The organism is Stenotrophomonas sp. Ker107b (genome assembly GCF_053847245.1).
Map to the genome: position 1 here is coordinate 942,735 of NZ_JBSPHX010000001.1, position 15,158 is coordinate 957,892.

Annotated in this window: 15 protein-coding genes; 14 read left to right on the plus strand and 1 reads right to left on the minus strand. The window is 68.7% G+C overall.

The features are described 5' to 3' along the window. Window positions 1-108: 108 nt before the first annotated feature. The 3 genes from thrA to thrC are packed head-to-tail and all read left to right on the plus strand — an operon-like array spanning window position 109 to window position 4,884. Complete coding sequence (thrA, locus tag ACWV8V_RS04490) at window positions 109-2,631, plus strand: bifunctional aspartate kinase/homoserine dehydrogenase I (protein ID WP_455899040.1); 2,523 nt, start codon at window positions 109-111, stop codon at window positions 2,629-2,631. Window positions 2,632-2,642: 11 nt separating this feature from the next. Continuing rightward, on the plus strand, window positions 2,643-3,560 hold the full coding sequence (locus tag ACWV8V_RS04495) for a homoserine kinase (RefSeq protein WP_455899041.1): 918 nt from the start codon (window positions 2,643-2,645) through the stop codon (window positions 3,558-3,560). A gap of 31 nt (window positions 3,561-3,591) precedes the next feature. Next, window positions 3,592-4,884: a threonine synthase gene (gene thrC, locus ACWV8V_RS04500; RefSeq protein WP_455899042.1), complete on the plus strand. Its 1,293-nt coding sequence runs from the start codon at window positions 3,592-3,594 to the stop codon at window positions 4,882-4,884. A gap of 7 nt (window positions 4,885-4,891) precedes the next feature. On the opposite strand, the gene ACWV8V_RS04505 is transcribed toward thrC, so the two are convergent. After that, the gene (locus tag ACWV8V_RS04505) at window positions 4,892-5,653 is read right to left on the minus strand and encodes a Crp/Fnr family transcriptional regulator (RefSeq protein ID WP_019183011.1); all 762 of its coding nucleotides are present in this window, start codon (window positions 5,651-5,653) and stop codon (window positions 4,892-4,894) included. 141 nt (window positions 5,654-5,794) lie between these two features. Here ACWV8V_RS04505 and hisS point away from each other — a divergent pair, with 141 nt between their 5' ends. From hisS to hisIE, 11 genes are all read left to right on the plus strand, one after another. Then, a complete protein-coding gene (gene hisS / locus ACWV8V_RS04510; RefSeq protein ID WP_259261018.1) occupies window positions 5,795-7,192 on the plus strand; it encodes a histidine--tRNA ligase in 1,398 nt (465 codons plus the stop codon). 23 nt (window positions 7,193-7,215) lie between these two features. Beyond that, complete coding sequence (locus ACWV8V_RS04515; RefSeq protein WP_455899043.1) at window positions 7,216-7,482, plus strand: hypothetical protein; 267 nt, start codon at window positions 7,216-7,218, stop codon at window positions 7,480-7,482. A gap of 168 nt (window positions 7,483-7,650) precedes the next feature. Then, window positions 7,651-7,971: a YerC/YecD family TrpR-related protein gene (locus tag ACWV8V_RS04520; protein ID WP_259261016.1), complete on the plus strand. Its 321-nt coding sequence runs from the start codon at window positions 7,651-7,653 to the stop codon at window positions 7,969-7,971. Window positions 7,972-7,982: 11 nt separating this feature from the next. Then, the gene (gene hisG, locus ACWV8V_RS04525) at window positions 7,983-8,894 is read left to right on the plus strand and encodes an ATP phosphoribosyltransferase (protein WP_121036643.1); all 912 of its coding nucleotides are present in this window, start codon (window positions 7,983-7,985) and stop codon (window positions 8,892-8,894) included. Continuing rightward, window positions 8,891-10,186, plus strand: coding sequence for a histidinol dehydrogenase (hisD, locus tag ACWV8V_RS04530; protein WP_455899044.1), 1,296 nt, complete (start codon window positions 8,891-8,893; stop codon window positions 10,184-10,186). The genes hisG and hisD overlap by 4 nt, the downstream gene beginning before the upstream one ends. Further along, complete coding sequence (hisC, locus tag ACWV8V_RS04535) at window positions 10,183-11,271, plus strand: histidinol-phosphate transaminase (protein ID WP_455899045.1); 1,089 nt, start codon at window positions 10,183-10,185, stop codon at window positions 11,269-11,271. The genes hisD and hisC overlap by 4 nt, the downstream gene beginning before the upstream one ends. Continuing rightward, window positions 11,268-12,341 carry a bifunctional histidinol-phosphatase/imidazoleglycerol-phosphate dehydratase HisB gene (gene hisB, locus ACWV8V_RS04540; RefSeq protein WP_121036646.1) on the plus strand — a complete coding sequence of 358 codons (1,074 nt, stop codon included), beginning with the start codon at window positions 11,268-11,270 and terminating at the stop codon, window positions 12,339-12,341. Before hisC ends, hisB begins: the two co-directional genes overlap by 4 nt. Next, on the plus strand, window positions 12,338-12,940 hold the full coding sequence (gene hisH, locus ACWV8V_RS04545; protein WP_123729116.1) for an imidazole glycerol phosphate synthase subunit HisH: 603 nt from the start codon (window positions 12,338-12,340) through the stop codon (window positions 12,938-12,940). The genes hisB and hisH overlap by 4 nt, the downstream gene beginning before the upstream one ends. Next, complete coding sequence (gene hisA, locus ACWV8V_RS04550) at window positions 12,937-13,671, plus strand: 1-(5-phosphoribosyl)-5-[(5-phosphoribosylamino)methylideneamino]imidazole-4-carboxamide isomerase (RefSeq protein WP_455899046.1); 735 nt, start codon at window positions 12,937-12,939, stop codon at window positions 13,669-13,671. The genes hisH and hisA overlap by 4 nt, the downstream gene beginning before the upstream one ends. Then, window positions 13,665-14,441 carry an imidazole glycerol phosphate synthase subunit HisF gene (gene hisF / locus ACWV8V_RS04555; protein ID WP_455899047.1) on the plus strand — a complete coding sequence of 259 codons (777 nt, stop codon included), beginning with the start codon at window positions 13,665-13,667 and terminating at the stop codon, window positions 14,439-14,441. Before hisA ends, hisF begins: the two co-directional genes overlap by 7 nt. Continuing rightward, entirely contained in the window at window positions 14,431-15,069 is a 639-nt protein-coding gene (gene hisIE / locus ACWV8V_RS04560) for a bifunctional phosphoribosyl-AMP cyclohydrolase/phosphoribosyl-ATP diphosphatase HisIE (RefSeq protein WP_455899048.1), read from the plus strand. Before hisF ends, hisIE begins: the two co-directional genes overlap by 11 nt. Window positions 15,070-15,158 lie beyond the last annotated feature (89 nt).

The following is a 15,158-nucleotide window of genomic DNA, read 5'->3' on the forward strand; positions in this document are numbered from 1 at the left end:
GCCCGTCGTCTTCGCGTAATTTCCGAAAACCACGGCCCCGCACCCAGATCAGGTGGCGGGGGAAACTCTCAAACCTGATGTGACGCGGGGCCTCCCATCGAGGTCAGCATGTCTTCTGTCGCCGCTTCCGCTCCACCCTCCGGCCAGCCCGCCGTCTCCGTCGCCGCGCGGGCCGGCGTGACCACCGTGGTCCATAAGTTCGGCGGCACCTCGGTGGCCGATGCCGAGCGTTATCGCCATGTCGCGCAGTTGCTGCTGGCGCGCGAGGAAGCGATGCAGGTCACCGTGGTCTCGGCCATGAAGGGCGTCACCGATGCACTGATCGGCGTGGCGACGTTGGCGGCGGAAGACGGGTCGGCCTGGCGCGAGCACTGGCATGCGCTGCGTGCCCGCCACCGCGGTGCGGCGGTTGCCTTGTTGGGTGAACACGCCGGGGCAACGGTGGAGTGGCTGGACCAGCGCTTCGACCAGTTGGCCGAGGTACTGGGTGCGCTGGCGGTGATCGGCGGCCTGCCCACCGAAGTGCTGGATCGCGTGCAGGGCATGGGGGAGGTGTACTCGGCCCAGCTGCTGGGCAAGTACCTGCAGACGCTGGGCGAAGACTGCGCGGTGCTGGACGCGCGCGATGTGCTGGTGATCGAGCGCGGCGAACTGGGCGTGGACGTGGACTGGGTGCGCAGCGCCGAGCGTCTGGCCCAGTGGCGCCTGCAGCACCCGCAAACGCGCATCGTGGCAACGGGTTTTGTCGCCCGCGACCGCCAGGACCGCATCACCACGCTGGGCCGCAACGGCAGCGACTACTCCGGCGCGATCTTCGCCGCGTTGTTCAACGCCGATGAGCTGCACATCTGGACCGACGTGGACGGCGTGCTCTCGGCCGACCCGCGGGTGGTGCCCGAGGCGGTCCAGCTGGAAGCGCTGAGCTATGACGAAGCCTGCGAACTGGCCTATTTCGGCGCCAAAGTGGTCCACCCGCAGACGATGTCGCCGGCGATCGAGCGCGGCCTGCCGATCATCATCCGCAACACCTTCCATCCGGACCATCCGGGCACGCGCATCACCGCCGAGCGCACCGTTTCGGGTCCGATCAAGGGGCTGACCCTGAGTCCGGACCTGGCCGTGATCAACCTGGAAGGCACCGGCCTGATCGGTGTGCCCGGCACGGCCGAGCGGGTGTTCGCGGCGCTGCGCAATGCGCATGTGTCGGTAGTGATGATCTCGCAGGGCTCCTCGGAGCACTCGATCTGCTGCGTCGTGAAGCAGGCCGAGGCGGTGCGGGCGCGCGAATCGCTGCTGCAAGCGTTCGCGCATGAGTTGAGCCTGGGCCAGGTGCAGCGCGTGCAGCTGACCGACAACGTGAGCGTGCTGGCCGCCGTTGGCGATGGCATGGCCGGCCAGCCCGGCGTGGCCGCGCGCCTGTTCGAGTCGCTGGGCCGCGCGCAGGTGAACATTCTGGCGATCGCGCAGGGCTCGTCGGAACGCAACATCTCGGTGGCGGTGGACAGCCGCCATGCGACCAAGGCCCTGCGCGCGGCACATGCCGGGTTCTGGCTGTCGCCGCAGACGTTCTCGGTCGGTGTGATCGGCCCGGGCAATGTGGGTGCGGCCCTGCTGGATCAGCTGCAGGCCGCCCAGGTGCAGCTGCTCGGCCGCGCCAATGTGGACCTGCGTCTGCGCGCGGTCGCCTCGCGCACGCGCATGGTGCTGGACGAGCGCGGTCTGAAAGGTGACTGGCGCGCGGCGCTGTCCGGCCCGGCGCAGCCGAGTGATCTGGAGGCGTTCACCGAACATCTGCTGTCCGCGCATCTGCCGCACGCGCTGATCATCGATTGCAGCGGCAGCGCGGACGTGGCCGACCGCTATGCCGGCTGGCTGGCCGCGGGCATCCATGTGGTCACCCCGAACAAACAGGCCGGTGCCGGCCCGCTGGAGCGCTATCACGCCATCCGCGAGGCAGCGGCCGGCAGTGGCGCGCGCTTCCGCTATGAAGCCACGGTGGGTGCCGGCCTGCCGGTGATCACCACGCTGCGCGACCTGGTCGATACCGGCGATGAGGTGCTGGCGATCGACGGCATCTTCTCCGGCACGCTGGCGTGGCTGTTCAACAAGTACGACGGCCAGGTGCCGTTCTCCGAGCTGGTCAGCCAGGCGCGTGGCATGGGCTATACCGAGCCGGACCCGCGCGATGACCTTTCCGGCGTGGATGTCGCGCGCAAGCTGGTGATCCTGGCGCGTGAGGCGGGCCGTGAGCTCAGCCTGGAGCAGGTGCGCGTGGAAAGCCTGGTGCCTGAGGCGCTGCGCCAGGCCAGCGTGGACGACTTCATGGCCGGCCTGCCGCAGATCGATGCGGTGTTCGCCGAGCGCCTGGCGGCTGCCAGGGCGGACGGTGCCGTGCTGCGCTATGTGGCGCGCCTCACGCCGGACGGTGCTGAAGTCGGCCTGGTCGCGCTGCCGGTCGGGCATGCCTTCGCGAACCTGCGCCTGACCGACAATGTCGTGCAGTTCACTACGCGTCGCTACTGCGACAACCCGCTGGTGGTGCAGGGACCGGGCGCGGGGCCGGAGGTGACCGCCGCCGGCGTGTTCGCCGATGTGCTGCGCGTGGCGGTGGGTGAAGGAGCACGTCTGTGAGTGAGGGCAGCATGACGGAAGCACGCGCGTTCGCGCCGGCCTCGGTCGGCAACGTGGGGGTCGGGTTTGACATCCTTGGCCATGCCATCGAGGGCGTTGGCGATACCGTGACGGTGCGGCGCATCGAGTTGCCTACCGTGCGCATCCGGGCGATCCGCGGCACCACGGTGGACCTGCCATTGGTGGCCGAGGACAACACGGCCGGTGCGGCGTTGATTGCGCTGCATACCGCGCTGGATCTGCCGTTCGGCTTCGAGGTGGAGATCGACAAGGGCATCGCGCTGGGCTCGGGCATGGGCGGGTCGGCCGCGTCGTGCGTGGCGGCGCTGGTCGCGGCCAATGCGCTGTTGCCGCAGCCGTTGTCGCGCGAGGCGCTGTATCCGTTCGCGTTGACCGGCGAGGCCGTGGCCAGTGGCGGCCGCCACGGCGACAACCTCGGGCCGATGCTGCTGGGTGGGCTGGTACTGAGTACGGCGGACCGGCTGGTGCCGGTGCCGGTCCCCGCGGCCTGGCACAGCCTGCTGGTGCATCCCGAGGCGGTGCTGGAGACCCGCCGCGCGCGCGCCGCGCTGCAGGGGCATTACGCGTTGGGCGAGTTCGTCGCGCAGAGCGCGAATCTGGCGCTGGTGCTCAGTGGCTGCTACACCGGCGATGCCGCGTTGATCCGTGCCGGGCTGCGTGATGTGCTGGTCGAACCGCGCCGTGCCGGTCTGATCACCGGGTTCGCCGCCGCGCGCGACGCGGCGCTGGCGGGCGGGGCGATGGGCGCCAGTATTTCCGGCGCAGGGCCGAGCGTGTTTGCCTGGTTCGAGCAGCGTGATGCCGCCCTTGCTGCGCAGGCGGCCGTGCAACAGGCATTTGCCGAGGCCGGCTTCGACAGCCAGGGCTGGGTGTCGCCCTTGAATGCGCCCGCCGCGCGCTTGCTGTGACGCGTCCACTCTTTCTACTCTGGGATGTCCGATGAAGTTCGTTTCCACGCGTCACGCTGCACCCGCCGCTTCACTCAGCCAGGCGCTTGCCGCGGGTCTTGCCCCGGATGGGGGCCTGTATGTCCCCGAACACCGCCCGCGTCTTCAGCACTGGTCGGCGCAGGGTTCTTTCGCGCAGACGGCTGCAGCCGTGCTGGCGCCGTATTTCCATGACGATGCCCTGGAGCAGGTGCTGCCCGAACTCTGCGAGCAGGCCTTCAACTTCGATGCACCACTGCGCCCCCTGGCGACCGCCGATGACCATGTGCTGGAGCTGTTCCATGGGCCGACGGCTGCGTTCAAGGACTTCGGTGCGCGCTTCCTCGCGGCGTGTCTGGCCCGTCTTCAGGAAGGCCGGGAGCGTCCGCTGACGATCGTGGTCGCCACCTCCGGCGATACCGGGGCGGCGGTTGCTGCCGCCTTCCATCGCCAGCCGGGGATCCGGGTAGTGGTGTTGTACCCGGACGGCCGGGTTTCGCCGCGTCAGGCGCATCAGCTGGGGTGCTTCGGCGACAACATCCATACGCTGCGCGTTGCCGGATCGTTCGACGATTGCCAGGCGATGGTGAAGCAGGCGCTGGGTGATCGCGAGCTGCAGGACGCGGTGCCGTTGAGCTCTGCCAACAGCATCAGCCTGGGCCGCTGGCTGCCGCAGATGAGCTACTACGCACACGCCGCGCTGGTCCATCAGGCACAGACCGGGCATGTGCTCAACCTGGTGATCCCGACCGGCAACCTCGGCAATGCGATGGCGGCGATCCTGGCGCGGGCGATGGGCCTGCCGTTGGGGCAGATCGCGCTGGCAACCAACGCCAATGATGTGTTGCCGCGCTACTTCCACGGCGAGGCCTACCAGGCACAGACCAGCGTCGCCACTATCGCCAATGCGATGGACGTGGGCGCACCGAGCAACTTCGAGCGGCTGCGCTGGCTTTACAACGACGACGATGTGGCACTGCGCGCTGCATTCAGCGCGGAGGCGATCGATGACGCGGCCATCCGCGAACTGATCAAGCGGCGCCATGATCTGCATGGCGAGGTGTTCTGCCCGCATACGGCGACGGCGGTGGCCCGCCTGGAGCACCTGCGCGCCGCGGGTGCACAGGGGCACTGGGCAGTCGCGGCGACGGCGCACCCGGCCAAGTTCGAGTCGGTGGTGGAACCGCTGATCGGGCAGGCGCTGGACGTGCCGCCGGCCTTGGCCGCGCTGCTGGAGCGGCCCGCGCAGGCCGAAGCCTGTGCACCGGCGTATGGGGCGCTGCGTGAGGTGCTGTTGCGCCGGTGAGGCGGGGTCAGTACGACTCGTCGGCCGAGAGCTTCTGCAGGCCGGCTTCGTCCAGGATCTCGACGGTGTTCAGATGGGGCAGGGCGATGAGGCCCTGCTGGCGCAGCTTGGTGAAGGTGCGGCTGACGGTTTCCATGGTCAGGCCGAGATGGTCGGCGATGTCACCACGGCCCATCGGCAGCGTCACGCGCAGCCCCGGCTCACCGAGCAGCGCTTCACGCGCGGCCAGGCGCAGCAGGAAATCGGCGACCTTCTCGGCCGGCTGCAACCGGCCCAGCGCCATCGCGGCATCCTGCGCGGCATCCAGCTCCTGGCAGGCGCGCTGCAGCAGCTTGCGTTCCAGATGCGGGAAGCGCGAGCGCAGGTCCTTCATCTGCGGCAGGGCCACGCGGCAGACCCGGCTGTCGGCGATGGCCTCGATGTCGTAGCGGTGGTGATCGCTGCCGCTCAAGCCCAGGAAGTCGCCAGGCAGCACGAAGCCGCTGATCTGGCGACGGCCATCGGCCAACGTGCGGACCAGGCGCAGCGCACCGGCGGTAATCGTATAGACATGTTGGCGTGGCTCACCGGCACGGGCCAGGGTGGACCCCAGCGGCAGTGCCTGGGACACGGTGACGCGTTCCAGCGCCTGCACTTCATCCGGCGACAGTGCCGAGCAGACCGCCAGATGCCGTACCGAGCAATGCAGGCAGTCGCGCAGGGGCGAGCAACCGGGGGCGGCGGGGTCTTCAACAGCGGAAAGCGCGGTACCGGAGTGGGGCCGGGTCATGTCAGGTCAGCAAGCGGGACCTGCCTATGATACGTCATGCCGCCATTGGCCCGGTCCCGCTGCCCGGATGCGGCTCGTTGCGCTGGCTGCGGCTAGAATATGCCGCTCGCTCATCCCCCCGTTTCCGCAGGAGTCCCGCAAGTGATCAAGCCCCGTACGCCGCCCGGCATCATGGAATTGCTGCCGCGTGAGCAGATCGCGTTCCAGCGCATGCTGGACGTCATCCGCCGCAACTACGAGCGGTTCGGGTTCCTGCCGGTGGAAACCCCGGTGTTCGAGCTGTCCGATGTGCTGCTGACCAAATCCGGTGGCGAGACCGAGCGCCAGGTGTATTTCGTGCAGTCCACCGGCGCGCTGGCCAATGCCGCCGAAGCCGAAGAGAAAGCGCTGCCCGAGCTGGCCCTGCGCTTCGATCTGACCGTGCCGCTGGCGCGCTACGTCGCTGAGCACGAACACGACCTGACCTTCCCGTTCCGCCGTTACCAGATGCAGCGTGTGTACCGCGGTGAGCGTGCCCAGCGGGGCCGTTTCCGCGAGTTCTACCAGTGCGACATCGATGTGATCGGCAAGGACGCGCTGAGCACCCGCTATGACGCCGAAGTGCTGGCGGTCATCCACGCGGTGTTCGCCGAACTGCGCATCGGTGATTTCTCGGTGCAGCTCAACAACCGCAAGCTGATGCGCGGGTTCTTCGAAAGCCTGGGCGTGGCCGATGGCGAGCGCCAGCTGGCCGTGCTGCGCGAAGTGGACAAGCTGGACAAGCGTGGCGCCGATTACGTGCGCGAGACGCTGGTGGGCGAGGGCTTTGCCATTCCGGCCGAGCAGGTCGAGCGCATCCTGGCCTTCGTGGCGGTGCGTTCGAGCAGCCATGCCGATGCACTGGCGCAGCTGGATGCGCTGCTGGTCGACGGCGCCGCCAGCGAGACGCTCAAGCAGGGCGTGGCCGAGCTGCGCGAAGTGCTGCAGCTGGTCAAGGCACTGGGCGTGCCGGAAACCGCGTACTGCCTGAACTTCTCGATCGCACGCGGCCTGGATTACTACACCGGCACCGTCTACGAGACCACGCTGACCGACCACCCGCAGATCGGCTCGATCTGCTCGGGCGGCCGATATGAAGACCTGGCCAGCCACTACAGCAAGTCCAAGCTGCCGGGCGTGGGCATCTCCATCGGCCTGACCCGCCTGTTCTGGCAGCTGCGCGAAGCCGGCCTGATCGCCGGTATCGAGGACAGCAGCGTGCATGCGCTGGTGGCCCTGATGGATGACAACGGCCTGCCCGAGTCGCTGGATATCGCCCGTCGCCTGCGCGTGGGCGGCATCAACGCCGAAGTGCAGATGGAGCCGAAGAAGATCGGCAAGCAGTTCCAGTACGCGGCCAAGGCCGGCATCCGTTTCGTCGTGCTGGCTGGTGAAGATGAGCTGGCGCGTGGCGTGGTGGCGGTCAAGGATCTGCTGCGCGAGCAGCAGTTCGAGGTTGCCCGCGACGAGCTGGCCAGCGCGCTGCAGGTCGAGCTGGAGCAGGCCAAGGCCATGGCATGAAGCGGCTTGGGGCAGGAGCGCTGATGGTGCTCCTGCTCGCCGCCTGCCAGAGTGATCCGGCGCTGCGCAGCCAGCGGATCGGCCCGGGGCACTACCAGCTCTCGGTCGATCGCTGCCATGTAATTGATCGGGAACAGCTTGAGCACGACCTGCGCGCGCTGGCCGGGAACCAGTGTCCCGGCGGTGCCGGACCCCTGGAGGCCGTGGAGTCACTCCCCAGTCGCCAGGGCAGCCTGCTCGGCGAATGCCTGCGCAGGGGCGCACTGCGTGCCGAGGTCCGGTGCCGGTAGGTGCCGACCGTGGGTTGGCACGCCTCCTTGTGGATACGCATCACGACGCCCGCCAATGCGGGCGTTGCGCGTTTCCAGACCCTGAACAGGCCCAGTCCGCCTGCGGCGGCGGTTTGACCGTAGGCCTTCAGTTGCGCTAATGTAATAGCACGCTATTACATTGATACGATGAAACTACGTCCCGTCCCCCGCGAGAAAGACGCCCAGGCCGATCTGGCCTCGCTGGCGCGTGCCTTTGCTGCCCTGTCCGATCCGGTCGCGGTGACCGCGTTCCTGCGCGATCTGTGCACCCCCGCCGAGCTGGAAGCGCTGTCCGACCGCTGGAAGGTCGTGCCGCTGCTGCAGCAAAGCGTTCCGTATCGCGAGATCCATGAGTTGACCGGGGTCAGCGTGACCACCACCGGGCGCGTGGCGCGCTCGCTGGACCACGGCCACGGCGGTTACGCCGCCGCCATCGCCGCCACGCCGACCTCCCCCGAATCCGAGTAGAGACCTCCCCCATGAGTGCAACCCAGACCGCCCCGGCACGTGACCGGCTGCGTATCGCCATCCAGAAGAACGGGCGGCTGGCCGAGCCCGCCCGCAGCCTGTTGACCGCCTGCGGGCTGAGCTGGCGGCAGAGCCGCGACAAGCTGTTCTGCTACGGCGAATCGCTGCCGGTGGATCTGCTGCTGGTCCGCGACGACGATATCCCCGGCCTGATCGCCGATGGCGTGTGCGACTTCGGCATCGTCGGCCGCAACGAGCTCGACGAACAGGGTGCCGCCCGCCGCCGGATCGGCCTTCCGGATGCCTACCAGGCGCTGCGCGGGCTCAACTTCGGCCAGTGCCGGCTGATGCTGGCGGTGCCGGAGGAGTGGGAATGGACCGGCGTGGAGCAGCTGGCCGGCAAGCGCATCGCCACCAGCTACCCCGCGATCCTGGCCGACTGGTTGGCCGAGCGCGGCGTGGATGCCCAGGTGGTCGAGCTGTCCGGCTCGGTCGAAATCGCCCCCCGCCTGGGCACGGCCGATCTGATCTGCGATCTGGTCTCCAGCGGCGCCACCCTGGCCGCCAACCAGCTCAAGCCGGTCGAAACACTGCTGGAAAGCGAAGCGGTGCTGGCCGGCCCGGTCCGTACACCCGATGATGCCCGCGCCGGTCTGATGGCCATGCTGCTGCGTCGTCTTGATGGCGTGGTGAAGGTGCAGGACAGCAAGCTGCTGATGTTCCGCGCCGCGCTGGACCGCGTCTCCGAGTTGACCCGCCTGCTGCCCGATGCCGATCCGCTGGTGCAGCTGCCCGATGACGGCGGCCACCTGCGTTTGCAGACCATGTGCCACGGTGCGTTGACCTGGCAGCGGTTGGAGGACCTGGAGCGCGCGGGCGCGCAGGGATTGATGGTGCTGAGTGTGGAGCGGTCGCTGGCATGAATCGTTTGACGTGGTCCCAATTGGATGCCGGCGCCCAGGCGCAGGCGCTGCAGCGCCCGGTCCAGGCCGTGGCGGCGCGTACCCGTGAGTCCGTCGCCGCATTGATCGCAGCGGTGCGCGAGGGCGGTGATGCCGCACTGCGCGAGATCACCCTGCGCTTCGACGGGGTGGCACCGGAGACCTTCGAGGTCAGCGAGGCGGAGTTCGCCGCCGCCGAGCAGGCCGTCTCGGCCGAACTGCGCCAGGCGATGATCGATGCCGCCGCACGTATCCGTACCTTCCACCAGGCCGGCATGAGCCAGGGCTATGCGGTCGAGACCGCGCCCGGCGTGCGTTGCGAACGCGTGGTGCGGCCGATCGGTCGGGTGGGTCTGTATGTGCCGGCCGGCAGCGCGCCGTTGCCGTCCACCGCGCTGATGCTGGGCGTGCCCGCACAGCTGGCCGGCTGCCGGGAAGTCGTGTTGTGCACGCCGCCGCGCAAGGACGGCAGCGCCGATCCTGCCGTGCTGGTGGCCGCGCGCCTGACCGGCGTGCACCGCGTGTTCAAGCTGGGCGGCGCCCAGGCGATCGCGGCGATGGCGTATGGCACTGACAGCGTGCCGGCCTGCGACAAGCTGTATGGCCCGGGCAATAGTTACGTGACCGAAGCCAAGCAACAGGTTGCCCAGGACGGTGCCGCAGCGATCGACATGCCGGCCGGGCCGTCCGAAGTGCTGGTGATTGCCGATGCCGGTGCCACTCCGGCATTCGTCGCCGCCGATCTGCTCTCGCAGGCCGAGCACGGCCCGGATTCGCAGGTGCTGCTGCTGACCGATGACGCGGCGATGGTGGACCGGGTCGAGGCTGCGGTGGAAGCGCAGCTGGCGCAGTTGTCGCGCGCGGAAATCGCGACGCAGGCGCTGGCGTCCTCGCGTTTGATCCTGGTCGAGTCGCTGGACGACGCCTTCGCGATCAGCAACCGGTATGCCCCGGAGCACTTGATCCTGGCGCTGCGCGAGCCGCGCGCCTGGTTGGAGAACGTTGAGGCCGCCGGTTCGGTGTTCCTTGGGGATTACACCCCCGAAGCGCTGGGCGATTACTGCAGTGGCACCAACCATGTGCTGCCTACTGCCGGTGCCGCGCGTGCCTACAGCGGCGTCAGCGTCGCCAGCTTCCAGAACCTGATCAGCGTGCAGTCGGCCACCGCCGCCGGCATCGCGGCGATCGGCGAGTGTGCCCGTGTGCTGGCACGCGCCGAAGGCCTGGATGCTCACGAGAACGCGGTGACTCTGCGCATGGAGGCGGCCGCATGAGCACTGGCTCCCTCCTGTCCCTGGTGCGTGCCGACCTGCAGGCGTTTGCCGGGTATTCCTCGGCGCGCAGCAGTGCGCTGGTCGGGGATGTCTGGCTCAACGCGAATGAGTCGGCGTGGGCCAATCCGGCCGACGCCGCGGGCGGCGCGCGGCGCTATCCCGACCCGCAGCCGGCGGCGTTGCGTGATCGGCTGGCCGAGCTGTACGGCTGCTCGTCCGAACAACTGCTGATCGGCCGTGGCAGCGACGAGGCCATCGATCTGCTGGTGCGCGCGCTGTGCGAGCCGGGCCGCGATGCAGTGGTGACCACGCCACCGGTGTTCGGCATGTATGCCGTCTGCGCCCGTCTGCAGAACGCGCCGCTGATCGAGGTGCCCCTGGTCGATCAGGGCGATGCGCTGGTCGCCGATATCGATGCGGTGATCGCCGCGGCGCTGGGTGGTAACGCCAAGCTGGTGTTCCTGTGCTCGCCGTCCAATCCGGCGGGCAGCGTGATCCCGTTGGCCGAGATCGAGCGGGTGGCCATCGCGTTGCAGGGCAGGGCGCTGGTGGTGGTGGATGAGGCCTACGGGGAGTATGCCGAGCAGCCGTCCGCGACCACGCTGTTGAGCCGTTACGAAAACATCGCGGTGCTGCGCACGCTGTCCAAGGCGCATGCGCTGGCGGCCGCGCGCATTGGCAGCCTGATCGCCGATGCTGCCCTGATCCAGGTGCTGCGCCGCTGCCAGGCGCCGTACCCGGTACCCGCGCCCTGTGCCGAGCTGGCGTTGGCCGGTCTCGGCGCCGAGAGCCTGGCCATCACCACCCAGCGCATCGCGAAGATCAAGGCCGAACGTACCCGCCTGCAGTCCGGCCTGGTCGCGCTTCCCGGCGTGGTGCGTGTCTATCCCTCGCAGGGCAACTACCTGCTGGCCCGCTTTGCCGACGCGCAGGGCGCGTTCGATGCGCTGCTCGCCGCCGGTGTGGTGGTGCGTGACCAGCGTGCCGCGCCGCAACTGGGCGATGCACTGCGCATCACCCTCGGCAGCCCGGACCAGAACGACCGCGTACTCGCCGCCCTGATGGCCCGGAGGGCTGCCGCATGACCCCGATTCTGTTCGTCGACCGCGACGGCACCCTCATCGAAGAGCCCGCCGATTTCCAGATCGACGCCTACGAGAAGCTGCGCTTCGTGCGCGATGTGATCCCGGCGATGCTCAAGCTGCGCGATGCGGGCTATCAGTTCGTGATCGTCAGCAACCAGGATGGCCTGGGCACCGAAGGCTATCCGCAGGCCAGCTTCGATGGCCCCAACGACCTGATGCTGCAGATCTTCGCCAGCCAGGGCATCACCTTCCGTGACGTCCTGATCGACGGCACCTGGCCGCAGGACAACGCACCGACCCGCAAGCCGGGTATCGGCCTGATGCTGCCGTATCTGCAGGACCGCAGCATCGACTGGTCGCGCTCGGCGATGGTGGGTGACCGCCTGACCGATATCCAGTTCGCCGAGAACATGAAGATCCGTGGCTTCCAGCTGCGCACCGAGCAGTTCGGCGGCGACTGGGACTGGACCTCGATCGCGCATGAGCTGGCCGATGCGCCGCGCCGCGCCACCGTGCAGCGCAACACCAAGGAAACGAAGATCCGGGTCGAGGTCGATCTGGATCGCACCGCCGAGCCGCAGACCCACACCGGGCTGCCGTTCTTCGATCACATGCTGGAGCAGATCGGCAAGCACGGCGGCTTCGCGCTGAGCGTGCAGGCCGAGGGCGACCTGCACATCGACGAGCACCACACCATTGAAGATACCGGTCTGGCGCTGGGCCAGGCGCTGCGCGAGGCGCTCGGCGACAAGCGCGGCATCGGTCGCTACGGCTTCACCCTGCCGATGGATGAAACCCTGGCCAGTGCCGCGCTGGATTTCAGTGGCCGCCCGTATTTCGTCTTTGAAGGCGAGTTCAAGCGCGAGCGGGTGGGCGACATGCCGACCGAGCTGGTGCCGCACTTCTTCCGTTCGCTGTGCGATGCGGCCGGGTTGAACCTGCACCTGAGCGTGCGCGGCGACAACGACCACCACAAGGTCGAGGCCTGCTTCAAGGCGCTGGCGCGCGCGCTGCGCCAGGCCTTGCCACGCCAAGGCACGGCGTTGCCGAGCACCAAGGGGGCACTGTGACCGAGGTTGCGCTGATCGATGCGGGTGGCGCCAACCTCGGCTCGGTCCGCTATGCGCTGGAACGGCTGGGCGTGCAGGTGCGGCTGGTGCGCGATGCGCAGGGCCTGGAAGGTGTCTCGCGGGTGATCCTGCCCGGCGTTGGTGCGGCCCCGCACGGCATGGCGCGTCTGCACGCGCAGGGTCTGGTGCAGCCGCTGCGCGAGCTGCAGGTGCCGCTGCTCGGGATCTGCCTGGGCATGCAGCTGCTGTTCGACGGCTCCGAGGAAGGCCACGTCGAATGCCTGGGCCTGTTGCCCGGGGTCGTGCGCCACCTGCGTCCTGCCACCGGCATCCGTGTGCCGCACATGGGCTGGAACCGGCTGTTGCCCCTGCGCGAGTCAGCGCTGCTGGCCGGCGTGCCGGCGCGGGCCAGCGCGTACTTCGTCCACAGCTACGCCGCGCCCCTGGGCGAAGACACGGTCGCGGCCTGCGATCACGGCGGGCTGTTCGCGGCCGTCGTGCAGCGCGGCCGGCACAGTGGTGCCCAGTTCCACCCGGAGCGCTCGGCCGATACCGGCGCGCGCATCCTGCGCAATTTCATCGAGAACGAACCGACATGAGTTTCATCGTCTATCCCGCCCTGGATATCCGCGAAGGCCGCGTGGTGCGGCTGCTGCAGGGGGACTACGCGCAGCAGACCACCTACGGCGATGACCCGCTGCCGCGCGCGCAGGCCTTTGCCGCGGCGGGCGCGAGCTGGATTCACCTGGTGGATCTGGATGCGGCCCGCGCCGGTGGCTACACGCTGGCACCGCTGCTGTCCTCGATCGCATCGCAGACCGGCCTGAAGGTGCAGACCGGCGGCGGTGTGCGCTCGCGCGATGACGTCGCGCGCATCCTCGATGCCGGTGCCACCCGCGTGGTGGTGGGCTCGGTTTCGGTCCGTGAGCCCGACACCGTGATCGGCTGGCTGCGCGAGTTCGGTCCGGAACGGCTGACCATCGCGCTGGACGCGCGCCAGGCCGAGGACGGCCGCTGGCTGTTGCCGGTGCATGGCTGGACCGAGACCGCCGAGGACACGCTGGACGTGTTGGCCCAGCGCTACGCAGAGGCGGGCATGCAGCACCTGCTGTGCACGGATATCGCCCGCGACGGCATGCTGTCCGGGCCGAACATCGATCTCTACCGGCATCTGGCCGCACGGCTTCCCGGCGTGGCGGTGCAGGCCTCCGGTGGCGTGCGCGATGCGGACGATGTCGCCCAGGCCAAGGCGGTCGGCTGCGGCGGGGCGATCCTCGGCAAGGCATTGCTGGAAGGGCGCATGACCCTGGAAGGAGCGCTGGCATGTTGAGCCGCCGCCTGATTCCATGCCTGGATGTGCGCGATGGTCGCGTGGTCAAGGGCGTGCGCTTCCGCGATCACGTGGACATGGGCGATATCGCCGAACTGGCGATGCGCTACCGCGACCAGGGCGCGGATGAACTCGTGTTCTACGACATCGGCGCCAGCCCGGAAGGGCGCGCGGTGGACGTGGCCTGGATCGAGCGCATCGCGCGCTTGATCGACATTCCGTTCTGTGTGGCTGGCGGGATCAGCGATGTGGAGACCGCACGGCGCGTGCTGCATGCCGGCGCCGACAAGATCTCGATCAACTCGCCGGCTCTCGGACGGCCCGACCTGATCGAGGAGCTGGCCGATGCCTTCGGCGTCCAGTGCGTGGTGGTCGGTATCGACTCGGTGCGCGAGGCGGACGGACAATGGCGGGTGCGCCGCTTCAGTGGCGATCCGGACAAGACCCAGGCGGTGGCCGTACGTACCTTGGACTGGGTGGTGGAGGCACAGCGCCGGGGTGCCGGGGAGATCGTGCTCAACTGCATGGACAGCGATGGCGTGCGCCGCGGCTACGATGTGGCGCAGCTGCGCCAGGCGCGTGCGCTGTGCCAGGTGCCACTGATCGCCTCCGGCGGCGCTGGCGAGATGCAGCACTTCGCCGATGTGTTCGACCAGGCCGATGTTGACGGTGCGCTGGCCGCCAGCGTGTTCCACAGTGGCGCCATTGCCATTCCCGCGCTCAAGCAGTTCCTGCGCGAGCAGCAGATCGAGGTTCGAGATGTCTATTGAGGTGAATTCCATTGACGTGCAGCCGTCGCGCGAGGCGCTGGCGCAGCTGGACTGGGGCAAGGGCGATGGCCTGTTGCCGGTGGTGGTGCAGGACACCGACACGTTGCGCGTGCTGATGCTCGGCTATGCCAATGCGGCGTCGCTGGAGCAGACCCTGGCCACGGGCCACATGACCTTCTTCAGCCGCAGCAAGCAGCGCTTGTGGACCAAGGGCGAATCCTCCGGCAACGTGCTGGCGGTGACTGCCGTGCGGATCGACTGCGACAACGACACCCTGCTGGTGAGTGCGCGCCCGGCCGGGCCGACCTGCCACACCGGCAGCGAGAGCTGCTTCCCGCAGGCACCCGGCAACTTCCTGGGCCGGCTGGATACCGTGGTGCGCGAACGCGAGCAGCAGCGCCCGGCGGGTAGCTACACCACGTCGCTGTTCGACGGCGACATCCGCCGCATCGCGCAGAAAGTGGGCGAGGAGGGCGTGGAGACCGCGCTGGCAGGGGTGGTGCAGGACGATGACGCGCTGCTGGGCGAGTCGGCCGATCTGCTGTTTCATCTGACCGTGCTGCTGCGTGCGCGTGGGCTGTCGCTGGATGATGCGGTCGCGGTGCTGGCGGCTCGCCACGCGGGGTAAGCGCGGGCCGCACATCGTTTAACGTCGGTGAAACGCGGTGCAGGCGATGATGTGCGGCGCTACACTTCCCCACCCTCGACCGGACCGCC

What these genes read in the sequence shown, in the direction of transcription:
- ACWV8V_RS04505 (WP_019183011.1), bottom strand. Translation starts at nt 5,653, where the DNA reads ATGACCCGGCCCCACTCCGGTACCGCGCTTTCCGCTGTTGAAGACCCC.
- hisF (WP_455899047.1), top strand. Translation starts at nt 13,665, where the DNA reads ATGTTGAGCCGCCGCCTGATTCCATGCCTGGATGTGCGCGATGGTCGC.
- ACWV8V_RS04495 (WP_455899041.1), top strand. Translation starts at nt 2,643, where the DNA reads ATGACGGAAGCACGCGCGTTCGCGCCGGCCTCGGTCGGCAACGTGGGG.
- hisC (WP_455899045.1), top strand. Translation starts at nt 10,183, where the DNA reads ATGAGCACTGGCTCCCTCCTGTCCCTGGTGCGTGCCGACCTGCAGGCG.
- ACWV8V_RS04520 (WP_259261016.1), top strand. Translation starts at nt 7,651, where the DNA reads ATGAAACTACGTCCCGTCCCCCGCGAGAAAGACGCCCAGGCCGATCTG.
- hisIE (WP_455899048.1), top strand. Translation starts at nt 14,431, where the DNA reads ATGTCTATTGAGGTGAATTCCATTGACGTGCAGCCGTCGCGCGAGGCG.
- ACWV8V_RS04515 (WP_455899043.1), top strand. Translation starts at nt 7,216, where the DNA reads ATGGTGCTCCTGCTCGCCGCCTGCCAGAGTGATCCGGCGCTGCGCAGC.
- thrC (WP_455899042.1), top strand. Translation starts at nt 3,592, where the DNA reads ATGAAGTTCGTTTCCACGCGTCACGCTGCACCCGCCGCTTCACTCAGC.
- thrA (WP_455899040.1), top strand. Translation starts at nt 109, where the DNA reads ATGTCTTCTGTCGCCGCTTCCGCTCCACCCTCCGGCCAGCCCGCCGTC.
- hisD (WP_455899044.1), top strand. Translation starts at nt 8,891, where the DNA reads ATGAATCGTTTGACGTGGTCCCAATTGGATGCCGGCGCCCAGGCGCAG.
- hisA (WP_455899046.1), top strand. Translation starts at nt 12,937, where the DNA reads ATGAGTTTCATCGTCTATCCCGCCCTGGATATCCGCGAAGGCCGCGTG.
- hisG (WP_121036643.1), top strand. Translation starts at nt 7,983, where the DNA reads ATGAGTGCAACCCAGACCGCCCCGGCACGTGACCGGCTGCGTATCGCC.
- hisB (WP_121036646.1), top strand. Translation starts at nt 11,268, where the DNA reads ATGACCCCGATTCTGTTCGTCGACCGCGACGGCACCCTCATCGAAGAG.